The organism is Moheibacter sediminis (assembly GCF_900176425.1).
Lineage (GTDB): Bacteria > Bacteroidota > Bacteroidia > Flavobacteriales > Weeksellaceae > Moheibacter > Moheibacter sediminis.
Map to the genome: position 1 here is coordinate 198561 of NZ_FWXS01000002.1, position 19233 is coordinate 217793.

Annotated in this window: 16 protein-coding genes; 13 read left to right on the forward strand and 3 right to left on the reverse strand. The window is 34.2% G+C overall.

The window, feature by feature from the left end; translation table 11 throughout:
- Window positions 1-62: 62 nt before the first annotated feature.
- The 11 genes from B8977_RS03840 (at window position 63) to pncA (ending at window position 14386) form a co-directional block, all read left to right on the forward strand.
- Window positions 63-1295 carry an ABC transporter permease gene (locus B8977_RS03840; protein WP_084016348.1) on the forward strand — a complete coding sequence of 411 codons (1233 nt, stop codon included), beginning with the start codon at window positions 63-65 and terminating at the stop codon, window positions 1293-1295.
- A complete protein-coding gene (locus B8977_RS03845; RefSeq protein WP_084016350.1) occupies window positions 1292-2548 on the forward strand; it encodes an ABC transporter permease in 1257 nt (418 codons plus the stop codon). Before B8977_RS03840 ends, B8977_RS03845 begins: the two co-directional genes overlap by 4 nt.
- A gap of 109 nt (window positions 2549-2657) precedes the next feature.
- Window positions 2658-3785 (forward strand): efflux RND transporter periplasmic adaptor subunit, encoded by a 1128-nt coding sequence (locus B8977_RS03850; RefSeq protein WP_084016352.1) that lies wholly within the window; start codon window positions 2658-2660, stop codon window positions 3783-3785.
- A gap of 613 nt (window positions 3786-4398) precedes the next feature.
- Window positions 4399-7503, forward strand: a complete 3105-nt coding sequence (locus tag B8977_RS03860; RefSeq protein WP_084016355.1) for a T9SS type B sorting domain-containing protein — start codon at window positions 4399-4401, stop codon at window positions 7501-7503.
- A gap of 111 nt (window positions 7504-7614) precedes the next feature.
- Complete coding sequence (locus tag B8977_RS03865; RefSeq protein ID WP_084016356.1) at window positions 7615-8775, forward strand: sensor histidine kinase; 1161 nt, start codon at window positions 7615-7617, stop codon at window positions 8773-8775.
- A gap of 217 nt (window positions 8776-8992) precedes the next feature.
- The gene (locus tag B8977_RS03870; RefSeq protein WP_084016358.1) at window positions 8993-9472 is read left to right on the forward strand and encodes a DUF6265 family protein; all 480 of its coding nucleotides are present in this window, start codon (window positions 8993-8995) and stop codon (window positions 9470-9472) included.
- 152 nt (window positions 9473-9624) lie between these two features.
- Complete coding sequence (locus B8977_RS03875) at window positions 9625-11823, forward strand: ATP-binding protein (RefSeq protein WP_084016360.1); 2199 nt, start codon at window positions 9625-9627, stop codon at window positions 11821-11823.
- Window positions 11824-11828: 5 nt separating this feature from the next.
- On the forward strand, window positions 11829-12389 hold the full coding sequence (locus tag B8977_RS03880) for a biliverdin-producing heme oxygenase (protein ID WP_084016362.1): 561 nt from the start codon (window positions 11829-11831) through the stop codon (window positions 12387-12389).
- 170 nt (window positions 12390-12559) lie between these two features.
- A complete protein-coding gene (locus tag B8977_RS03885) occupies window positions 12560-13237 on the forward strand; it encodes a hypothetical protein (protein WP_143736312.1) in 678 nt (225 codons plus the stop codon).
- Between the two features lie 45 nt (window positions 13238-13282).
- Entirely contained in the window at window positions 13283-13630 is a 348-nt protein-coding gene (locus B8977_RS03890) for a hypothetical protein (RefSeq protein WP_084016366.1), read from the forward strand.
- A gap of 165 nt (window positions 13631-13795) precedes the next feature.
- On the forward strand, window positions 13796-14386 hold the full coding sequence (gene pncA / locus B8977_RS03895; protein WP_084016368.1) for a bifunctional nicotinamidase/pyrazinamidase: 591 nt from the start codon (window positions 13796-13798) through the stop codon (window positions 14384-14386).
- Here the strand turns inward: pncA and B8977_RS03900 are convergent.
- Together B8977_RS03900 and B8977_RS03905 are read right to left on the reverse strand one after the other, a co-directional pair.
- Window positions 14379-15359 (reverse strand): DUF6268 family outer membrane beta-barrel protein, encoded by a 981-nt coding sequence (locus B8977_RS03900; protein WP_084016370.1) that lies wholly within the window; start codon window positions 15357-15359, stop codon window positions 14379-14381. The two genes, pncA and B8977_RS03900, sit on opposite strands and share 8 nt — an antisense overlap.
- Window positions 15360-15797 (reverse strand): hypothetical protein, encoded by a 438-nt coding sequence (locus B8977_RS03905; protein ID WP_143736314.1) that lies wholly within the window; start codon window positions 15795-15797, stop codon window positions 15360-15362.
- A gap of 162 nt (window positions 15798-15959) precedes the next feature.
- Here B8977_RS03905 and B8977_RS03910 point away from each other — a divergent pair, with 162 nt between their 5' ends.
- Both B8977_RS03910 and B8977_RS03915 read left to right on the forward strand, forming a co-directional pair.
- Entirely contained in the window at window positions 15960-17063 is a 1104-nt protein-coding gene (locus B8977_RS03910; protein WP_245828419.1) for a sensor histidine kinase, read from the forward strand.
- Window positions 17060-17770, forward strand: a complete 711-nt coding sequence (locus tag B8977_RS03915; RefSeq protein WP_084016373.1) for a LytR/AlgR family response regulator transcription factor — start codon at window positions 17060-17062, stop codon at window positions 17768-17770. The genes B8977_RS03910 and B8977_RS03915 overlap by 4 nt, the downstream gene beginning before the upstream one ends.
- On the opposite strand, the gene B8977_RS03920 is transcribed toward B8977_RS03915, so the two are convergent.
- Entirely contained in the window at window positions 17767-19026 is a 1260-nt protein-coding gene (locus tag B8977_RS03920) for a pyridoxal phosphate-dependent aminotransferase (RefSeq protein WP_084016374.1), read from the reverse strand. The genes B8977_RS03915 and B8977_RS03920 overlap by 4 nt on opposite strands.
- Between the last annotated feature and the right edge of the window lie 207 nt (window positions 19027-19233).

A 19233-nucleotide genomic window follows, 5' to 3' on the forward strand; every position in this document is an offset into this window, starting at 1 on the left:
GGCTGGATAATGGAAGGGATGAGAAATTATAGTTATGAATTAATTCAAAATTCAATTAATAAATGTTTGATATAGACCGCTGGCGCGAAATATGGTCTTCCGTTTCGAGTAACAAACTCAGGACATTTCTTTCGGGATTGACGATTTCGTTGGCATTGTTTGTATTCATCGTTTTGTTTGGTATGGGAAATGGGCTGCAAAACGGTTTTCAGAAAGAATTTTTCCAGGCCGGTGCGATGAACATGTATATATTCGGAACACAGACTTCTGAGTCTTTTGCCGGTTACCAAAAAGGAAGACAGATAACTTTAGAAAACCGTGATTTGGATTATATTCTTGATAATTATTCTGATAAAATCAAATACATCACAGGCGAATATGACCAGTCCATGACTGTGAAATTTTCCGGACAATCAGGAAGTTATTCGGTAAAAGGAATCAATCAGGATTATATTGAAATGATCAATATAAAATTGGATAATGGTAGATTTTTGAAAAAAGAAGATTTGACCAAAAGAAATAAATCAGTGGTTTTGGGTAGAATGGTGATTCAGGATTTGATGAAAGGTCAGGATCCTATTGGGCAATACATCAACATCGGTTCGGGAATGTATGAAATCGTCGGTGTGTTTTCAAGCAATACCAATGATGACCGTGAAGAGCGAATGATTTATGTTCCCATTACGACCTTGCAAACGATTTATGGAACAGATGATTTGCCTTCCATCACTGTTGCGCCGAAAGACGGGCTGTCAACAGCTGAATTGAAAGAGTTTTCAGAAGAAGTAAGAGCCGATTTGAAATCAAGACATTCTGTAAGTCCTACAGACGAATCAGGAATCAGGATTTGGGATTCTTCGGAACAAATGAGTGATACCAACGCTTTCTTTTTTGTTTTGACCATCATAGTATTTGTGATTGGTGGCGGAAGTTTGATTGCCGGAATTGTAAGTATCGGTAACATTATGGTTTTCAGCGTGAAAGAACGTACAAAGGAAATCGGAATAAGAAAAGCTTTAGGAGCAACACCCAGAAACATCATTTCTTTAGTGATGCAAGAATCCATAGTGATTACGTTATTATTTGGAATAATTGGAATTTTATTGGCTACTTTATTGGTAGAAAATATAAACGACAGTTTGGTTGATTATTTTATTTACAATCCGGGAGTAAGCACCGAATCTTTGGTGGTAGCTTGTATAATTTTGTTTTTGGCGGGGTTCTTTGCGGGATTCATTCCGGCGCGTTATGCTGCGAAAATTAAACCTATTGATGCATTAAGAGACGATAAATGATGAAGTGGATAATATTTGACAGAGACGCCTGGTCTGAAGTTTACGCCGCTATCCGCAAAAACAAAATGCGGACTATATTGACGATGATTGGTGTTGCGTGGGGCATGTTTCTTTTCGTTGCACTTTTGGGTGCTTCGCGTGGAATTCAGAATGGTTTTGATAAAATTTTTGCCAATGCCGCAACCAACAGTTTATTTGTCTGGATGGAACAAACTTCCATTCCGTTTGAAGGTTATCAGCGCGGAAGAACTTTGGAATTGAAGATGGAAGATATCGAAGCCATCAAAGGAAAATTCCATCAAATCAAAATGATTGCGCCGCGAAGCCAGCAGCCAAGCCAAACTGTAAGTTACGGTGTGAAACACAATAGTTATCTGATTGGTGGAGATTATCCTGCTCAGAATGAAATGTTCAAAAAACCGGTGATTCAGGGAAGATTTATCAATGATGATGACATCAAATACAGCAAAAAAGTTTGTGTAATTTCAAAAGAAATTCAAGATGAACTTTTTTCTCCTAAGGTGAATCCCATCGGAAAAGGTTTAAAAATCGGTTCGGGTGTTTATACCATCGTTGGAATTTACAAAACCGGGAGTATTTCATTTGGTCCACGAAATGAAATTCACATTCCATTTACTACATTTCAAAGAGTTTATAACCGACAAGGTGTTGTAAATTATGTAATTATAAATGCAAAAGATAATGTTGATATTGTAGATTTTGAAAAACAAATCAAAACATTTTTAAAAGAAAGAAAAAGAGTTCATCCAGATGATACACAAGCAATTGGTGGGTTTAATTTAGGCGAAAACATGGCGAAGATGTTTTCGTTTATGAGCGGATTGCAATTGCTCGCAATCGTTGTAGGCGCGCTTACTTTATTTTCCGGCGTGATTGCAATTGCAAGTATTTTATTAATTACTGTTTCTGAACGAACCAAAGAATTTGGCATTCGCCGTGCTTTGGGCGCGGTGCCTAATCAGATTCGTTCACAAATCCTTTTGGAATCAATCATTTTGACTCTAATTGCTGGATTATCAGGCATTGTTGGAGCAACATTACTACTTTTTGGCATAAACACGATGGTCGCGGCAGGTGGCGAAGATCAATTTCCTTTTATAAATGCGTCGGTAGATGTAACAACTTTAGGCGTTGCGCTACTAATCATGATAATTATGGCAATGATAGCCGGATTGATTCCTGCTCAGCGCGCCATAGCAATAAAACCGATTGATGCTTTGCGGGACGAATAAAATTATTTTGAATTATAAATTTTTAATTGTTGAATTAAATTAATGAGCATTTAGATTTGAAAAATTAAACGAATTTCGAGCTTCGAATTTCGAAAAACGATAAAAAAGAATGAAAAAGTTTGTAAAAATTGTATTGATTATTGTGTTTATCGCTTCTGTTTTGGGCGCTGGTTTTTATATGTATCAAACCAGTACAAAAGACAACGAAAAGTACGAAACCACACAAGCGGAAACCAAAGATATTTCAACCAAGGCAGTTGCAACCGGCGCTGTAAAGCCACGTGAGGTGATTGAAATCAAACCCAATATTTCCGGAGTTATTTCTGAAATTCACGTGAAAGAAGGGCAAACTGTGGAGAAAGGTGCATTGATAGCAACTTTGAAGGTGATTCCAAATGTAGCGAATCTGAATGCTGCACAACAGCAAATCAATGCAGCAAAAATTACTTTGAACAACGAACAAATTCAATTCAACAGAACGAAAAATTTACATGACCAAGGCGTTTTGCCTAAGCAGGATTATGACAATGCGTATGCAAGTTATAAAATGGCGCAGCAAAATTTAAATGAAGCGCAAAGCAATTATAAAATTGCACAAACGGGTATAGCACCAGGGTTGGAACAATATGCAACGATTCAGATTCGTGCTACGATTTCAGGAATGATACTTTCTATTCCGGTAGAAATCGGAAATACCGTTCAGGAAATCAACAACTTCAGTGTGGGAACGACAATTGCTACGATGGCTGACGTGAACCAAATGATTTTCGAAGGAAATGTGGACGAAGCTGACGTTGGAAAATTACAAGAAGGAATGAAATTGAGTATTACCATTGGTGCTTTGCCTGATGAAACTTTTGAAGGAATTTTAAATTATATTTCTCCCTCTGGTGTGGATACAAGCGGAATCGTCCAATTTGAAATTAAAGCAGATGTCAATTTGAAACAAAATATTTTTCTCAGAGCCAACTACAGTGCCAATGCGGAAATCATACTTTCTCAGGCTAAAAACAGCATCGCTTTGGAATCTGCGCACATTCGTTATGATGATAAGGGAAAAGCTTATGTGGAAATACTTAAACCGGGAACGGAAAAGTACGATAACCCGGTCTTTCAGAAAACTTTTGTGGAGACAGGAATCTCTGACGGAGTTTATACTGAAATCAAAAATGGTTTGAAAAAGACTGATAAAGTAAAGGTTTTTAATACCGATTTGGAAGAGCCTGCTAAGAAATAATTTCTAAATCAAATTGTTTATATTAATTCTTCATTAGTTAATTTTTAACTAAACATTAATAAATTTTTCTATATTTGAAATTCTCAAGGGGTTGAGAAAAAATCGGTCTTTTTATTTAAATGATTGATTTTAGATGAATTAACACATTTTATAGGATATGAGATTAATGAATTTGCTGATTCCTGCAATTATGACAGGATGTAGCATAGTATTTTCACAAGAAAAAAATACTGAAAAAGAGGATTATATAGTAATTGACTTGTCCAAATCCCATCCGAATAATAGGACGCTCGATTATTTATATTATTTAACTATAAATAGTGCCGAAGTTGATTTGCCATTAGAAATAATTGAATTTTTAGAATCTATTCCTGATGGAAACGACTCGAATCTACATACTAAATATACTTATCAAAGGACTGAAATATTGAAAGTAATATATAATGAGAGAATTAGTCCCGAGGATAAACGATTTCTCTGTAATCATCATTTGAAAATCACCGACAGTCAAGGAGTTAACCCTATACATCCTCTGCTTCAGAAGTATATAGATAGGGGTTCACTTTAAAATCGAAAGTTGAAAATGATACAATAACACAATAAAATTTATCAAATGCTGAGAAATCATATATATATATTGTTTTTGCTTTTAACTCAGTTTGCTTTAGCTCAACAAGTAAACGTAACTAACATTGTAAGACAAGGAAATTTTAACGCATGTTCTCCTAATCCTAATCCAACTATAACAGCGGAAATCATAGATGGTGATGGAAGTTCTGTAGAAAATGGTGCATTAGTTATTACAGATCCTTGTGGTTTTACAACACTTAGGATAACAATGAGTAATTTAAGGTATTATCAGCCTGATGCCAATTGGCCTCATGGATTCTTTTTCCCAACAGGTGACAATGTCTCTGTTGCAAACGTAACTTTACCTGCCGGATGGATTTCTCAAACTTCTTGTACGGGAGCTTCTTGCTCTGCTGGAGATACAGGCGGAGTTGGGTTTTATTATGACGGAACAGCAGGGCAGTCATGTTGTTCTGGAGGAACTGTAAATGACGGAAATCCCAGCAATAATTATGGGCAGTCAAATATGGATTGTAACACTCCCTTTTTAATAGCCTTCGATATGACTTTCTGTAATAGTAAGATAGAAACGGCAATTACTGAATTTACTTTGCAAGGTACATCAGATGGAAACACTGGATGTTGGTCTTCCCCAGATTTAAATATTAATAAAGTTTCCTTCTCTATAAATACAGTAGAAAGCGATATCATACTTTTTGATCCAGCTCCAATAAATCCAGATGTTATCACTACTTGTAATAATAGCGTAATGAACTATTTAGTAGAGTTAACAGGAGGGTGCGGAAATGATAATGAAATTACATGGTGGACAGCAGAAACGGGTGGTACTATGATAGGTTCTGGTTCTCCTTTTATATATGATGCTCCAGGCGATGCTTGTCCAGAGGGTACTATTGTTTATGCTCAGTGTTGTCCTCAAGGAACAGATTGTGATAGTAGAGTTCCTGTAATTGTTGGTCCATGCTCCCCTCCGAGCGATACACCTACATTTAATCCAATTCCTCCTCAATGTGTAGGTGGAACTAATCCATTGCCTCCGACATCTATTGAAGGATACACTGGAACATGGTCTCCTGCGTTCGATCCAAATAATACAACCACATACACATTCACACCTACTGCAGGACAATGTGCTACACAACCCACAACATTAGAGGTTATTATTGAAGAAGAAATTATCCCTACTTTTTTACCTATTGATCCAATTTGTCAGAATACTGTTGCTCCGATTTTGCCTAATTCTAATGAAGGAGTGCCAGGTACTTGGAGTCCTTCCGTCATAGATACTACTCAACCAGGAATTTTTGAATATACATTTATTCCATCTAGCTCTTCATGTGCACAAGAAGTTACTATTGAAATTACGATTTCTGAAGAAATTATTCCAACTTTCGATTTTCCTTTGACTTATTGTATGAATACCACAACCAATCCTTTACCATTAATATCTGATAACGGTATTACAGGAACATGGAATGATACTTTAATTGATACATCTACAACGGGGTTTTTTACTTATACATTTACGCCGAATGATCCTGATCAATGTTCTAATCCTATTGATCTCATCGTAGAAATATATGAAGGATTAACACTAAATGACAATCTTCAAATCGAACTCTGCGATGAAAATTTTGATGGCACATTTGAATATGATTTAACCTTATTAAATGGAGAATTAATAACTTCAACAACAGGATTGACATTTAGTTATTACTCTTCATTAGCAAATTACAATAGCGACATACAAATACCTTCATCGCAATGGAATAATTATCCAATGACTTTACCAACAACAATTTTAGTTGTAGCCGAAAATGCCGATGGATGTCGCTCCGATTATGCAGAAGTAGATTTCATCGAAGGTCAGGCAATTTCATTGCTTACAGGACCTTACGAAATCCCATTCTGTGAGGGTGATGGAGTTAATTTAAATTTATTTCAAAATAATTTTTTAACCAATGAACCAGATGTAAATTATAAATATTATCCGAGCTTAAATGATGCCGAAGACCAAATATCCGAGATTACCCAAATCACAAATTTTATCCCTTTGGGAATTGGTACAAGCATCTATGTGAGAATTGAGAAAGATAATGGTTCTCTATGTCCTGAAATTGCAGAAATCGAATTTATTGCCGGAGAAGAAGTTTCACATAATACAGGTCCGTTTGGTCCGATTGAATATTGTGAAGAAGAAATTGTAGACATTACAACCTTTACTTCCGGTATGGCAATTGAATCTGGAGTAACACTAAGTTATTATGAAACTCTCACAAATGCGGAAAATGGAACCAATCCTATTCCTGATGAAACAGTTTTTGAACCTTCAGGAAGCGGGATTATCTACGTGAGATTAGAAAAAACAGACAGATGTACTGTAATATTAGAATTGCCTTATGCACAACTTCCATCTCCTGAAATTATGAACCTACCTTCTCAACTGGTATTGTGCGAAGGTCAGGATACGATAGAAGTAGAAGCAGAAAGTGATGACCCAAATGCTAGTTATGAGTGGAGCTGGGGTAATAACCAGACATATTCCGGTGCTGTAATAACTATAACCCAAACAGGAACTTATACTTTAACTGTAATTGGAAGCAATGGCTGCCGAAGTACACAGGAATTAATTGTCAGACCTGGAGGACAGCCCATTATTACATCTATTGAATCAGGAAATGATTACTTAGTGGTTTATGCACAGGCAACCGGTGGCGGAATGCTCGAATACTCGCTCAATGGAGTTTTATGGCAGGCAAGCCCAAGATTTGAAGGTTTGATCAAAGGACAACTTTATACAGTTTATGTACGTCAAGACGGTTGTTTAGTAACAAGCTATCAGGCAGTGATTTTAGATGTGCCTAACTTCCTTTCTCCAAATGGGGATGGTCACAACGACCAATGGACTATAAGAGGTATTGAAGTTACTCCTAAAGCAACTATCAAAATATTTGATCGATATGGTAAAATATTCGTAGATACCAATTTCGATGGAAATTATATTTGGGATGGTAAATATGGCGGAAGACCTATTCCTTCAGGTGATTATTGGTACATTCTGGAGGTGCCTACCGACGGAGTTATCGTAGCTCAAAAATTTGTAGGACATCTATCCATAAGGAATTGATTTAATTAACAAGAAAAATGAAACTCTGTCAATATTTAAGGTATTGACAGAGTTTTTTTATGAAATTAATCCCCAAATAAATTAATTACATTTACACATAATTTGGATTTTATGAACCGATTTAGTCTTCTTAAAAACAGAAATCTCAGCAAATGGATAGGATTTGTCGTTGCGTTTCTGATTTTCGGGGCGACGGTTTGGTATTCAAATCAATTTGCGCAGGAATTAAAAAGAGAAGAACAAACCAAAATTGAAAATTACGCCAAAGCTGTACAACTTTTGGGAAGCGACGAGGTTTTCAGCTCAGCAGTTCAGGATTATCTGCTCAACATCACAACCGGAAATACCACGATGCCGGTTCTTTTATTGGATGAAATAGGGGAAATCAACCAAACTTTTAACATTGCTGAAGAGATTCAAAATGATTCCATAAAGATGAGCCTTTTGATTTTGAGAATGAAAGAACAGCATCCGCCTATTGAGATAGATTTAGGCGAGTTCGGAAAACAATATGTTTATTATGAAAATTCAAGATTGCTGACACGCCTGCAATACTATCCCATCATATTAATTTTTGTCATAATCCTTTTTGTTTATTTCAGTTATTGGTATTTCAGAACTTTAAAAAATACCGAACAAAGTTTTCTCTGGGCGGGAATGGCAAAGGAAACTGCACACCAGATTGGAACGCCGCTTTCTTCACTTTTGGGCTGGGTTGAAATTCTAAGATTGGAAGATGCCAATCCGGAATCTGTAGATGAAATCGAAAAAGACATCCATAGACTGAATCAAATCACTGAACGTTTTTCAAAAATTGGTTCGCTCCCTGAATTGCAAATGAATAATTTGGTTGAAATAACGGAAACAACAGTCAATTATCTCCAAGCCAGGATTTCTAAAAAGATCGAATTTCAATTCAAATCAGAAAAAGAAGAAATCCGCATCCCTCTTAATGTTGCGCTTTACAGCTGGGTAATAGAAAACTTGGTGAAAAATGCTGCCGATGCCATGCAAAACAAAGGTACGCTCAGCGTTTACATTTCCGATACGCGGGACAATGTCACGGTTTCGGTTGCCGATACCGGAAGCGGAATGCCCAAAAGACTTTACAAAAGAATATTCGAACCCGGATTCACGACCAAGACAAGAGGTTGGGGATTGGGGCTTTCACTCGCAAAAAGAATCATCGAAGATTACCACAAAGGAAAAATATTTGTAGCGAAATCTGACAAAGATTCCGGTACAGAAATCAAAGTTGTTCTGAAGAAGTAAGCTCATCATATTTGAGACTCATAATTAAGAATTGGAATTTTTTGATTTATTTCTTATAGATTTCATAAGTATTTCTAACATAATTAAATACTTTAAAAAATCTTATAAACAGCCAAGTAACACAGCATAATTTCGTGAATAGCTTGAAAAATAAATTTTTAATAAAATTTAACCCAAATATTTTTCTTAAATTTAGTTACTAAAATAAAATTCTACTATGAAAAAACTCGTGATTATTTCCATCTTCTTTATTTTTATTTCTTGTAATTCCAAAGAAAAGAAAAAGACAGAAGCACAAGATGAAACTACTCTGAAAGCTAATTTTGACTTCCTAATTGGCGAATGGTTCCGCACAAATGACGAGGAAGGAAAAGCAACTTTTGAAAGCTGGAAGAAATCCAATGATTCCACTTATCTCGGACATGGTTTTACTATAAAAGGAAAAGATACCATCTGGCAGGAAAGGGTAGTGCTTTCGCCCGTCAAAGGCGAATGGTATTTTCAAGTTAAAAGTCCTAACGACAGCATTTCTACTGATTTTAAGTTGACAGGATATACAGATATTTCATTTGTTTGTGAAAATCAACAGAATGAATTTCCTAAATTAATCCAATACAGAAAAAATGGAAATGATAAGCTCCATGCTGAAATCTCGGCAGACACAACTAAAATTGATTTCGAATTTCAAAAGAAATAATTAACATTTTCTTTTTTAAATTTAATTTAAATCATATAAGAATCAAAACAAAAAAAGAATCTTAAAATTTAACTTAAAACTTCAAATTTGAGCTGTCTCAATAAATTAATTCGTTGAAAAATTAAGTTATATTTGTTTGGCTAATTACTAACATGAATTTTCAAGACTGTCACGAGGAGCAGATTCACATCCCTTCTCACATTCAAAGCTATGGCTACCTTATCGGATTGGATTCTCATAAAACTATTCAGTTTTATAGTGAAAATATTTTGGAAATTTTTGACGTTGACGAAGAGATTTTAGGAAAACAATTTGAGGATTATTCAAATCTTTTTCAAAAGATTCTAAAATCATATTCCTATAAAAATGTAGATGCAAATCCAAAAGAAACTACTAAAGATTTGGATAAAATAATTCTCAAAGATAAAGAGTATCATTTGACGGTTTATAAATTCAAAGGTTTGATTTATATCGAGCTTGAAGAATACACGAAAAAGCAGATTTCCCGAAACACCATTTACAGAGGTATCAAAGAAATACAAGCTGCCAAAACGGAAGATGAAATCTGGGTTGCACTCGTACACAACATTTGTAAAATTACCAATTACGATCGTGTGATGATTTATAAGTTCATGAATGACGGATCGGGCAAAGTAATTGCAGAGCAAAAGCATGATCACATGGAATCCTACATGCATTTGTATTATCCCGAAAGTGATATTCCTAAACAAGCCCGCGCATTGTATCTTTTGAACTACAAACGGATTTTCAGCGACGTACACTCAAAACCTGTTCCTGTAAAAAGCAATTTGAAAGAAATAGATCTCACATATTCTACCGTTCGTGCAATGTCCCCAATTCATGCGGTTTACATTAAAAATTCCGGCGCTTCTTCAAGTTTTAGTACTTCGATTATTGTGGATAATAAGCTTTGGGGGTTAGTTACATGTCATAACACAGAAGCAAAACATATCGATTTGTTCAACAGAATTCAGGCTGAAATTTGTACGGTAATGGCGGCGAATGCTTATTCTTCCATAAAATCGCAGATGATAATGGAGAATGAAGCATTGTTTACCCTTAAATCTATCCAATTAAAAAACAGACTTTACCAATATGACAATCTGAAAGAATCTCTTTTCCAAAATTTAAATACCGTTTTAGAAATTTCTCATGCAGATGGATTTGCAGTGGCTTTTGAAGACGAAATTGAAGCTGCGGGCGAAACTCCTTCTCATGAAGTGATTCAAAACGTTGTCAAATGGGCAAGGAAGCATCTGACGACTTCTTTTTATACCAATCATGCATTTGCTTTGAAATATTATGATGAAATTCCGGGGTTAAATTTATTATGCAGCGGAGTAGCCATTTCATTTTTGGGAAAAGAACGAAGCAAAATGCTAATATGGTTCAGAAAAGAATTCCGAGAACATATTGACTGGGCAGGAAATCCTGAAAAAAAGGAAGTTAATGTTTTGGATTTTTATGACCAAAAGAAAAAGGTAATTTCTCCTAGGACCTCGTTTATGGTTTTTTCAGAGGAGATTCAAGGGAAATCTAAATATTGGTCTAAAAAAGACATATTGGAAATTCGGAAAATCCACGATACGATTCTAGAAACCGTTCAGTACCAATTTGAGAAAGTTTCATTATTAAATAAAGAATTAAGTCAGGTAAATGAAGAACTCGACAGTTTTTCACATACACTTTCCCATGATCTTGCGACGCCGCTGACTGTGATAAAACTGAATGTACAGATGCTCGGGAAAAATAAAACGGATGAAGCTGAGAAATCAAAAATTGATTATATATTAAATGAAATCGACAACATGTCAACCATGATGTCAAACGTTTTGCAGCTCAGTCGAATGAAACATTCAGAGTACCAGCTTCAGAAAATAAATCCGCGTGGTTTCATCGAAAAAATCTGTGAAGATTCAAAACTTTCATACAATTCATTCACAGATATTTACATCGGTCCTACACCTGAAATCATGGGCGAGAACACTTTGCTATATCAGCTTTTCCAGAACTTAATAACCAATGCTGTTAAATATTCTTCCCAACAAGAAAATCCAAAAGTGGAAATCCGCGGAAAAGAAAACGGACAATGGGTAGTTTATGAAATTACTGACAACGGAATCGGAATTCCCGAACAAGAAAGAGAAAATGTTTTTAAACTTTTCAAAAGGTTTGACAATGCGAAATCCTTTGTAGGGAGTGGAGTAGGGCTCAGCATAGCGCAAAGTGTGATGAAAAAACTCAGTGGTAAACTGACATTTGAAAGTCAGGAAAATGTAGGAACTACTTTCATTCTTAAATTTCAAAAACCTATGCAGGATTTAAATTAAACCAGATGACGGCAAATTTACTTTCAGAATATTTAAAGCAAAATACCAAACAATTCCACGATGATGTGGAAGCGAAGTTTCAATCGCAGAAAATCTTCGACAAATCTTACACACTCAACGATTACAGGCAAATTATTTGGTTTAATTATCTTTTTCATTTGAATTATGAAAACAAAGCATTTGCAGCTATAAGTGAAGAAACAGCAAGTGCCATCAATTTGGATTCACGTAGAAAAATTCATTTGCTTGAAATTGATTTGAAAAGTTTAGACATGGAAACATCTGAAGCCAATGAGGAAATTTCGGTAAAAAATGAAGCCGAAGCTTTGGGCATTTTGTATGTCATGGAAGGTTCTTCTTTGGGCGGAAATGTTATTAAAAAACAACTTTCTCAAAATCATGAATTTATCGATATGGATTTTCATTTTTTTGGATGTTATGGTGAAAAAACAGGAGAGTTTTGGAAAAATTTCAAAGAAGTTCTCGACAATAAATTTTCGGCATCTCATTACAATGAGGTTCTCACAGGTGTCCAAAAAGCTTATGATTTTTTGAAAAATCTTTAAATTTATGTTAATTTAATTTAAATTTTTTTATACATTTGCACCAATCTAAACTACCTACTATGCATAACTGCATCAAAATTGACGATTATAAAATCGTTCTATTTCTTAAAAGCTGCTATAATCATAGCATTTCATCCAACAATTCTCTATCTCTATTCAAAGTTTTTAACATGAAAAAGATTTTCTTTTCCACTGCATTTATTTTACTATTTGGATTAATGGGATTCAGTCAGAATTCTGAAATAAAATTACTTATGAAAAATGCAACTTCTGTTGTAGTTCCTAATAATTTTAAATATTTTCATTTGGTAGATTCCAGTTTTCCGATAGACTTTGATGAAAAATCCATGACTTCAAATGAATTACAGAAATTAAGAAATGACTTTCCGGATTTTCCATATGAGGAATTTTTAAGTTTGGCAAAATCAGATACATCGTTAATTGATTGGAATGATTTTGAAATTAAGAATGCAAGAATTCATCAGTACCAAAATATCCCTCAATTCCGTAATTTAATTCGAAATTATCAACTCGTTCCTTACGACATTTCAAAAAAAGAATTAGATGAAATCAATCGAAACAAACAATCTGATGTGGCAGTAGTTCGAGTGAAAAAAGAGTGGGATGAGCAAAGAATCCAACGAGAATGTCATGATGTTTATAATCAGAATTATAAAAATATAAAAAAGGAAGATTCTGACTATTTCTGGTTTTCAAAACCTTTAATGTCTAAAAAAGGATTTGCTTTAATTACACTTAACGAATCCAATAAAGGAGCAACGTATGTTTTTAAGAAAATTGATGGACAATGGAAAAACATATTTGTATTTAATCATTGGAGCTCATGAAGTAATTTTTCTTAAATTCACATTTTAATCTAACCCTAACCAATTATGCAAACCTGCTTAGAATGTGGAGATAAAATCATTGGTCGCGCTGACAAAAAATTTTGTAATGATGGTTGCCGGAATACTTATAACAACAAGCAAAACAAAGATTCAAGCAACCGAATGCGAAATGTGAATAATAGACTTCGAAAAAATCATCGTATATTATCAGAACTTAAATTTAAAGACAATAAAACTCAAACAACTAATGAAGTTTTAGAATCCAAAGGCTTTGATTTTAATTTTTTTACCAATTTCAAGGTTTATAAAAACGGCGCTGAATATCGTTTTATTTACAATATTGGCTACAAATTCATCGAAGAAAATCGTTTGTTGGTTGTAAAAAACGATTGATATCTATTTAAATTTTACAAAAAATAGGTTAAAATTAGTTGTTATTTTTTGTCAAGTTGATGAATTACTTAGAAAATGGGTATTTTTCATCTCAAAGGAATTTTGACAAATAATTAAAAAAACTTACATTCAACAGAATAAAGTAAATTGCTCACAAAATTTATTATGAAGGCACTCATCATCGTCGATATACAAAACGATTTTTTGGAAGGTGGAAGTCTTGCCGTTCCTCATGGAAATGATGTCATTCCTATCATTAATCAACTTCAAAATGATTTTGATTTGATAGTCGCTACACAAGACTGGCACCCAAAAAATCATAAAAGCTTCGCAGCAAATCATCCTGATAAAAAAGAATTTGAAGTAATAGATTTAAATGGTTTACCACAAGTGCTTTGGCCTGTGCATTGTGTACAGGGAAGTTTCGGTGCTGAATTTCACCAAGATTTAAATTTAAATAAAATCGAGGCCATTTTCAGAAAAGGAATGGATAGCGAAATTGACAGTTATTCAGGATTCTTTGATAATGGAAAAAGAAAAAACACCGGACTTTTCGGCTATTTAAAAGACAGAAATGTAACCGAAATTTTAGTCTGTGGTTTGGCTGCTGATTACTGCGTTCAGTTTACAGCAAATGATGCTTTAAATTTGGGTTTCAAAACAACCATCATCGACAATGCTACAAAGCCGATAAATGGTGGAAACTGGGAAAGAATTAAATCTGAATTTATTTCAAAAAAAGGTCAAATTATTTAATGAATTTTCCAAAGGGATTGAATGAAATCCCAAGATTGAAATAGAATGTAGGTTTGGGATTGGCTTCAAAAATATAAGAATCAAAGGATTCATTTTTCTTAAAAATTCTGCTATTGGGAATGTTTTTCATTCCGGTTTTAAATGTTGCTACAAAAGAACCTCCGAGGAAATGCTCATACATAAATCCTGAATTGATTTCAACTTGACGAAGTTCATATTTTTCCTGGCTTTGAAGTACATCGTATAGATAAAAAGAAGTTCCGCCCAATTCTGATCCTAAAGAAAACCTGCTGTTTTCTGAAAAGCTTTTCTTGAGGTAAACTTGTTTTGGAAGAATCAAATCGATTCTCCATCCGTTTTCAAATTTCTGATCGTAAATAAAAGTAGGAATTACCGGAATCTGAGCACTGGGATCTATGATTCCCACCAAGCCGATTGCCGTTTTCGTGGTAGCATTGGCCTTGAGAAGCAGGGTTGCTGTAGCAAGTCCTTTGACTCTTTCAAAATGTTTTTCACTTCCATCTACCACTGCACTTGCTGTATAAATCACAGGTTTATTCCATAATTTTGAAATGTATGTGAAATTCAATGAAGAAGAATGAAAATGAAAATCATTGTCTTGCACCCGCATCGTTCCATCCGGATAATTCAATTCAACCGAAGTCGAAGTATAATTGTAATTCAAAGTAGCACCGAGCATCCATTTCTTTTTTACAATGAAATTACCGCTTGTACTAACTTTTACCTGGTATAAATTTCGGACTTTTCCATCGGCAAAATAATTTCCCAAATGTTCAGAAGAAAATTTATAGGGCGTAAGTTGGCTAAATTCAATGTTCAAAGGTCTTGCAAGTGCAAATTTATCGGCGTAGTAAGCCGTTATTTTCTGTGGAATACTGTCTTTGTTTTGTGCAAAATTGAATGCTGCTGGCGTCAAAAAAGAAATTAAAAGGACTTTTTTTGTGAAATTCATTTAGGAGAAATTTTGAGTTTGAGATTCGAAAAAGTCAAAGAGAAATACTTCGTCATATAAATCTTTCACATCATTCTCTTTGACAAACTCAACTATTTTCTGATTGTCTGAATTCAAATTATCATCTACAAAAACAAACCATAATTCATTTACATTATTTTGAATTTTTAAAATTTCAAGATAAGACTGACTGAAAAATGAAGAAAAAAACAATGGATCCTGCAACAATTTATAATCATAAAACATAATTCCTTTCCTTACATAATCATCCATCACGATATTGATGGATTTGGAATAATCCAGAATTTCCATCGAAGGTTTATAACTTTCAATAAACCTGAGCAGATCTGTCAGTTGGATGATTTTTTCTTCCTGTTGCTCTTCATTCAGCATGGGATTTACCAATACTTCATCAAACCATGTTTGTACTTTCATCATATTCATGAATTAATCATTTTCAAAACAAATGAACTCAGAAAAGTGATTCACAAATTTTTTCTTCTACCAAACCTTTGTTTTTTTCTACAAACACGGGAAAATGAAAATTTTTAGTAGAAGGAAAAAGCAGTTTGGTATAAAAAATACGAAGTAAGCTTCTATATGATGTATTTTTGCAAAGCAAATAAAAACATGGGGCATTTAACAAGAGAAGAAAAAGACAAAAAAGTTATCAGTTTTCTGGTGGAAGATAGGTTTCGGATTCATAGACATGTTTTTTTTACACTTGGGCTTTTATTTCTTTTTTATGTTTCCTCATTAAATAACGAAGATGTAGGAAATGAAAAATGGTCAAGAATATTTTTGGTTTATGCCATATTTCTTGTCATGTTTTATATCAATATTTATGTGCTCGTTCCACGGTTATTCTTCAAGGCGAAATATTTACTTTACCTACTTTGCCTGATTGCGTTGGTTTTGTCAGGAATTAATGTACTGTCCTATTTGTTAATAAATTATTTTGAAATTCCGGAAGAAATAAGAAGGGAACACCGGCCTATCAAAAATATGTATGACGGAATGATGATTTCGATTCCCATCATTATGGTCACGACTACTGTAAAATTATTACAACAATGGGTAAAGGACAATGAAAGAATTTCGGAATTGAAGAATCTGACTTTGAATATGGAATTGAATGAATTGAAAAATCAAATCAATCCGCATTTTCTATTCAACATGCTCAACAATGTGAAAGCTTTGATCAGAAAAGATCCGGAAAAAGCAACCACAATTATCATCAAACTTTCTGAATTTCTTCGCTACCAGCTTTATGAAAACAATGAAGACCAGACTTCCATCAATTCTGAAATTAATTTCATTTCAAATTTTCTGAATCTTGAAAAAATCAGAAGAGACAATTTCAAATTTGACATAGAATTTGAATCTGAACAAAGGAAATTTTTTCATGTGTTCATTCCTCCGAATTTATTTACAACTTTTGTAGAAAACGCTGTGAAACATAGTTCTTTTCTTACCGACAAAGAAGTTTTTATAAAAATAATTTTAAAGATTGATAACAATAAACTTCATTTTACCTGCATTAATTCCAAACCAACCGAAAATTTAAACCAAAACAAAGAATACAGCGGATTGGGGTTGGCAAACATCAAAAGAAGACTCGAACTTTTGTATGAAGACAAGCATTCGCTTCAGATAGCATCGACCGATGAATTGTATAAAATCACACTAATCATTCCGTTATGAATTGTATAATTGTAGATGACGAGCCGCTTGCAAGAGAAGAAATGGTATCGCTGATTGAGGAAATTTCAGAATTAAAAATCATTGGAAATTTTTCCAATGCACCTGCGGCTTTGAATTTCATGAAATCCAATCAGGTTAATTTGATTTTTTTGGACATCCAAATGCCGGAAGTTACCGGAATTGAATTTGCGCAGCAGCTTGATCAGCAGACTTTAATTGTTTTTACTACGGCTTTTTCAAATTATGCGGTAAAAAGTTATGATCTGGATGCGATTGATTATTTACTCAAACCGATTGACAAACCTCGCTTGGAAAAAGCCATTCAAAAAGCTATTACGTATCAAAATCTGCTTTCTGAAAATACGTTGAAAAATTCTGTCGAATCAAGTGATAAAGATTTCCTGCTTATCAAATCTGACCGCAGGTTTTATAAAATTAAATTTGACGACGTAAAATTTATAGAAGGTTTGAAAGATTATGTTGTCATCCACACGACAACGCAAAAATTAATCACGGCAATGAACCTGAAAACCATTCATCAAAAAATAATTTCAGATTCATTTATGCGTGTAAGCAAATCTTACATTGTCAATTTCAACCATATACAATCATTTGACAACCACACGATTTACATCGACGAATCGGAAATTCCTTTGGGAGAAATTTTCAAAGCAGAATTTTTTGCGAAGTACTCAGTATTGGATTAATTCAATTTTTCCAATGAATTTTTCAATTGAGAAATAATGATTTCGATGTCTTCTCTTTTCGTAGTTCCGACTGACAATCTGAACCAGTTTGAATCTTTCGAAGCTCCAAATGCTGAAAATGGAACCAAAGCGACTTTTGCATCTTTTAAAAGATAATTTGTTACTTCAGCAATTGAATTTAGTACGTCTCCTGATTCTGTTTTCTTCCCAACCAAATCAAATTTCACAGTCAAATAAAGTGCGGCTTCTGGCTCGATGACATCCACAGGAAAACCTTGGTTTTTCAATTTGTTAAATCCTTTGTAAAATTCATCTAAACGAAAAGAAAGTTCTGATTTGATTTGAGTTAAATAATCTGAAACTTTTTCATTTAATTCTAAATATTTACCCGTCGCAACTTGCTCCGGTTTTGGTGCCCAAGCGCCAATGTGCCCCAACATATCTTTCATTTTATCGATGATAAAATCAGGTCCGAAGGCCCAACCTACGCGCACGCCGGTCGCAGCAAAAGCTTTAGAAATCCCATCGATGAAAATCGTATAATCGCGCATTTCAGGATTTAAAGAAACCGGATTGTAATGAACCGTTTCACCGTAAGTCAACTGCCAGTAAATCTGGTCATAAAGTAAATACAAAGGTTTGATTCCAAGTGAATTTCTTCTTTGATTTTCTGTTACAATCAAATCACAAATTTGTTCTAAAGCTTCTTTGTCAAATGTTGTTCCCGTCGGATTTAAAGGTGAACAAACTGCAATCAGATTTACGTTTTGGATGTGTGGCGCTATGTCTTCTGCTGTCGGCATGAATTTATTTTCAGGAAGCGTTTCGATGACGATTTCCTTGTTTCTTGCGAGGTAAGTGTAAGCGTCATTGTTCCAAGAGGGAACAGGGTACAAAACGGTATCGTCAATATCTAGAACTGCTTGGTAAACCGCATAAATCAACGGGCGTGCACCGCCTGAAATCAGGATTTCATTTTCTTTGTAATTTAATTTTAAAATTTTGGATAAAAATTCTGAAACACTTTTTCTCAAAGATGCTTCGCCGTTTCCTGCGGGATAATTGGTCACATCAGATTCATAAGCATTAACTATTTCCTGCTTTAATTCTTGTGGAATCGGAAATATCGTCGAATCAAAATCGCCTATGGTCAAATTGTAAATTTGTTCACCTTTGGCTTTGAGTGCGTTTACTTCTCCGGCAAGTTTGATGATTGCCGAACCTTTGAGATTTTCTGCAAGTATAGATGTTTTCATGTCTTATTTAATCTGTGTTCAAACTCTCAAATATAAATTATAATTCATAAAATGACGAAGATTGATAAACTTAATTTCCCCTAGTTTTTGCAATGGCTTGAAGCATTAAAATAAATGACTCAAATTCAGAATATTATAAAATTAAATTAATTATTTAATTTTTTGAAAATGAGCACAAATTAAATTAATTTTGCATCAAATTACAAA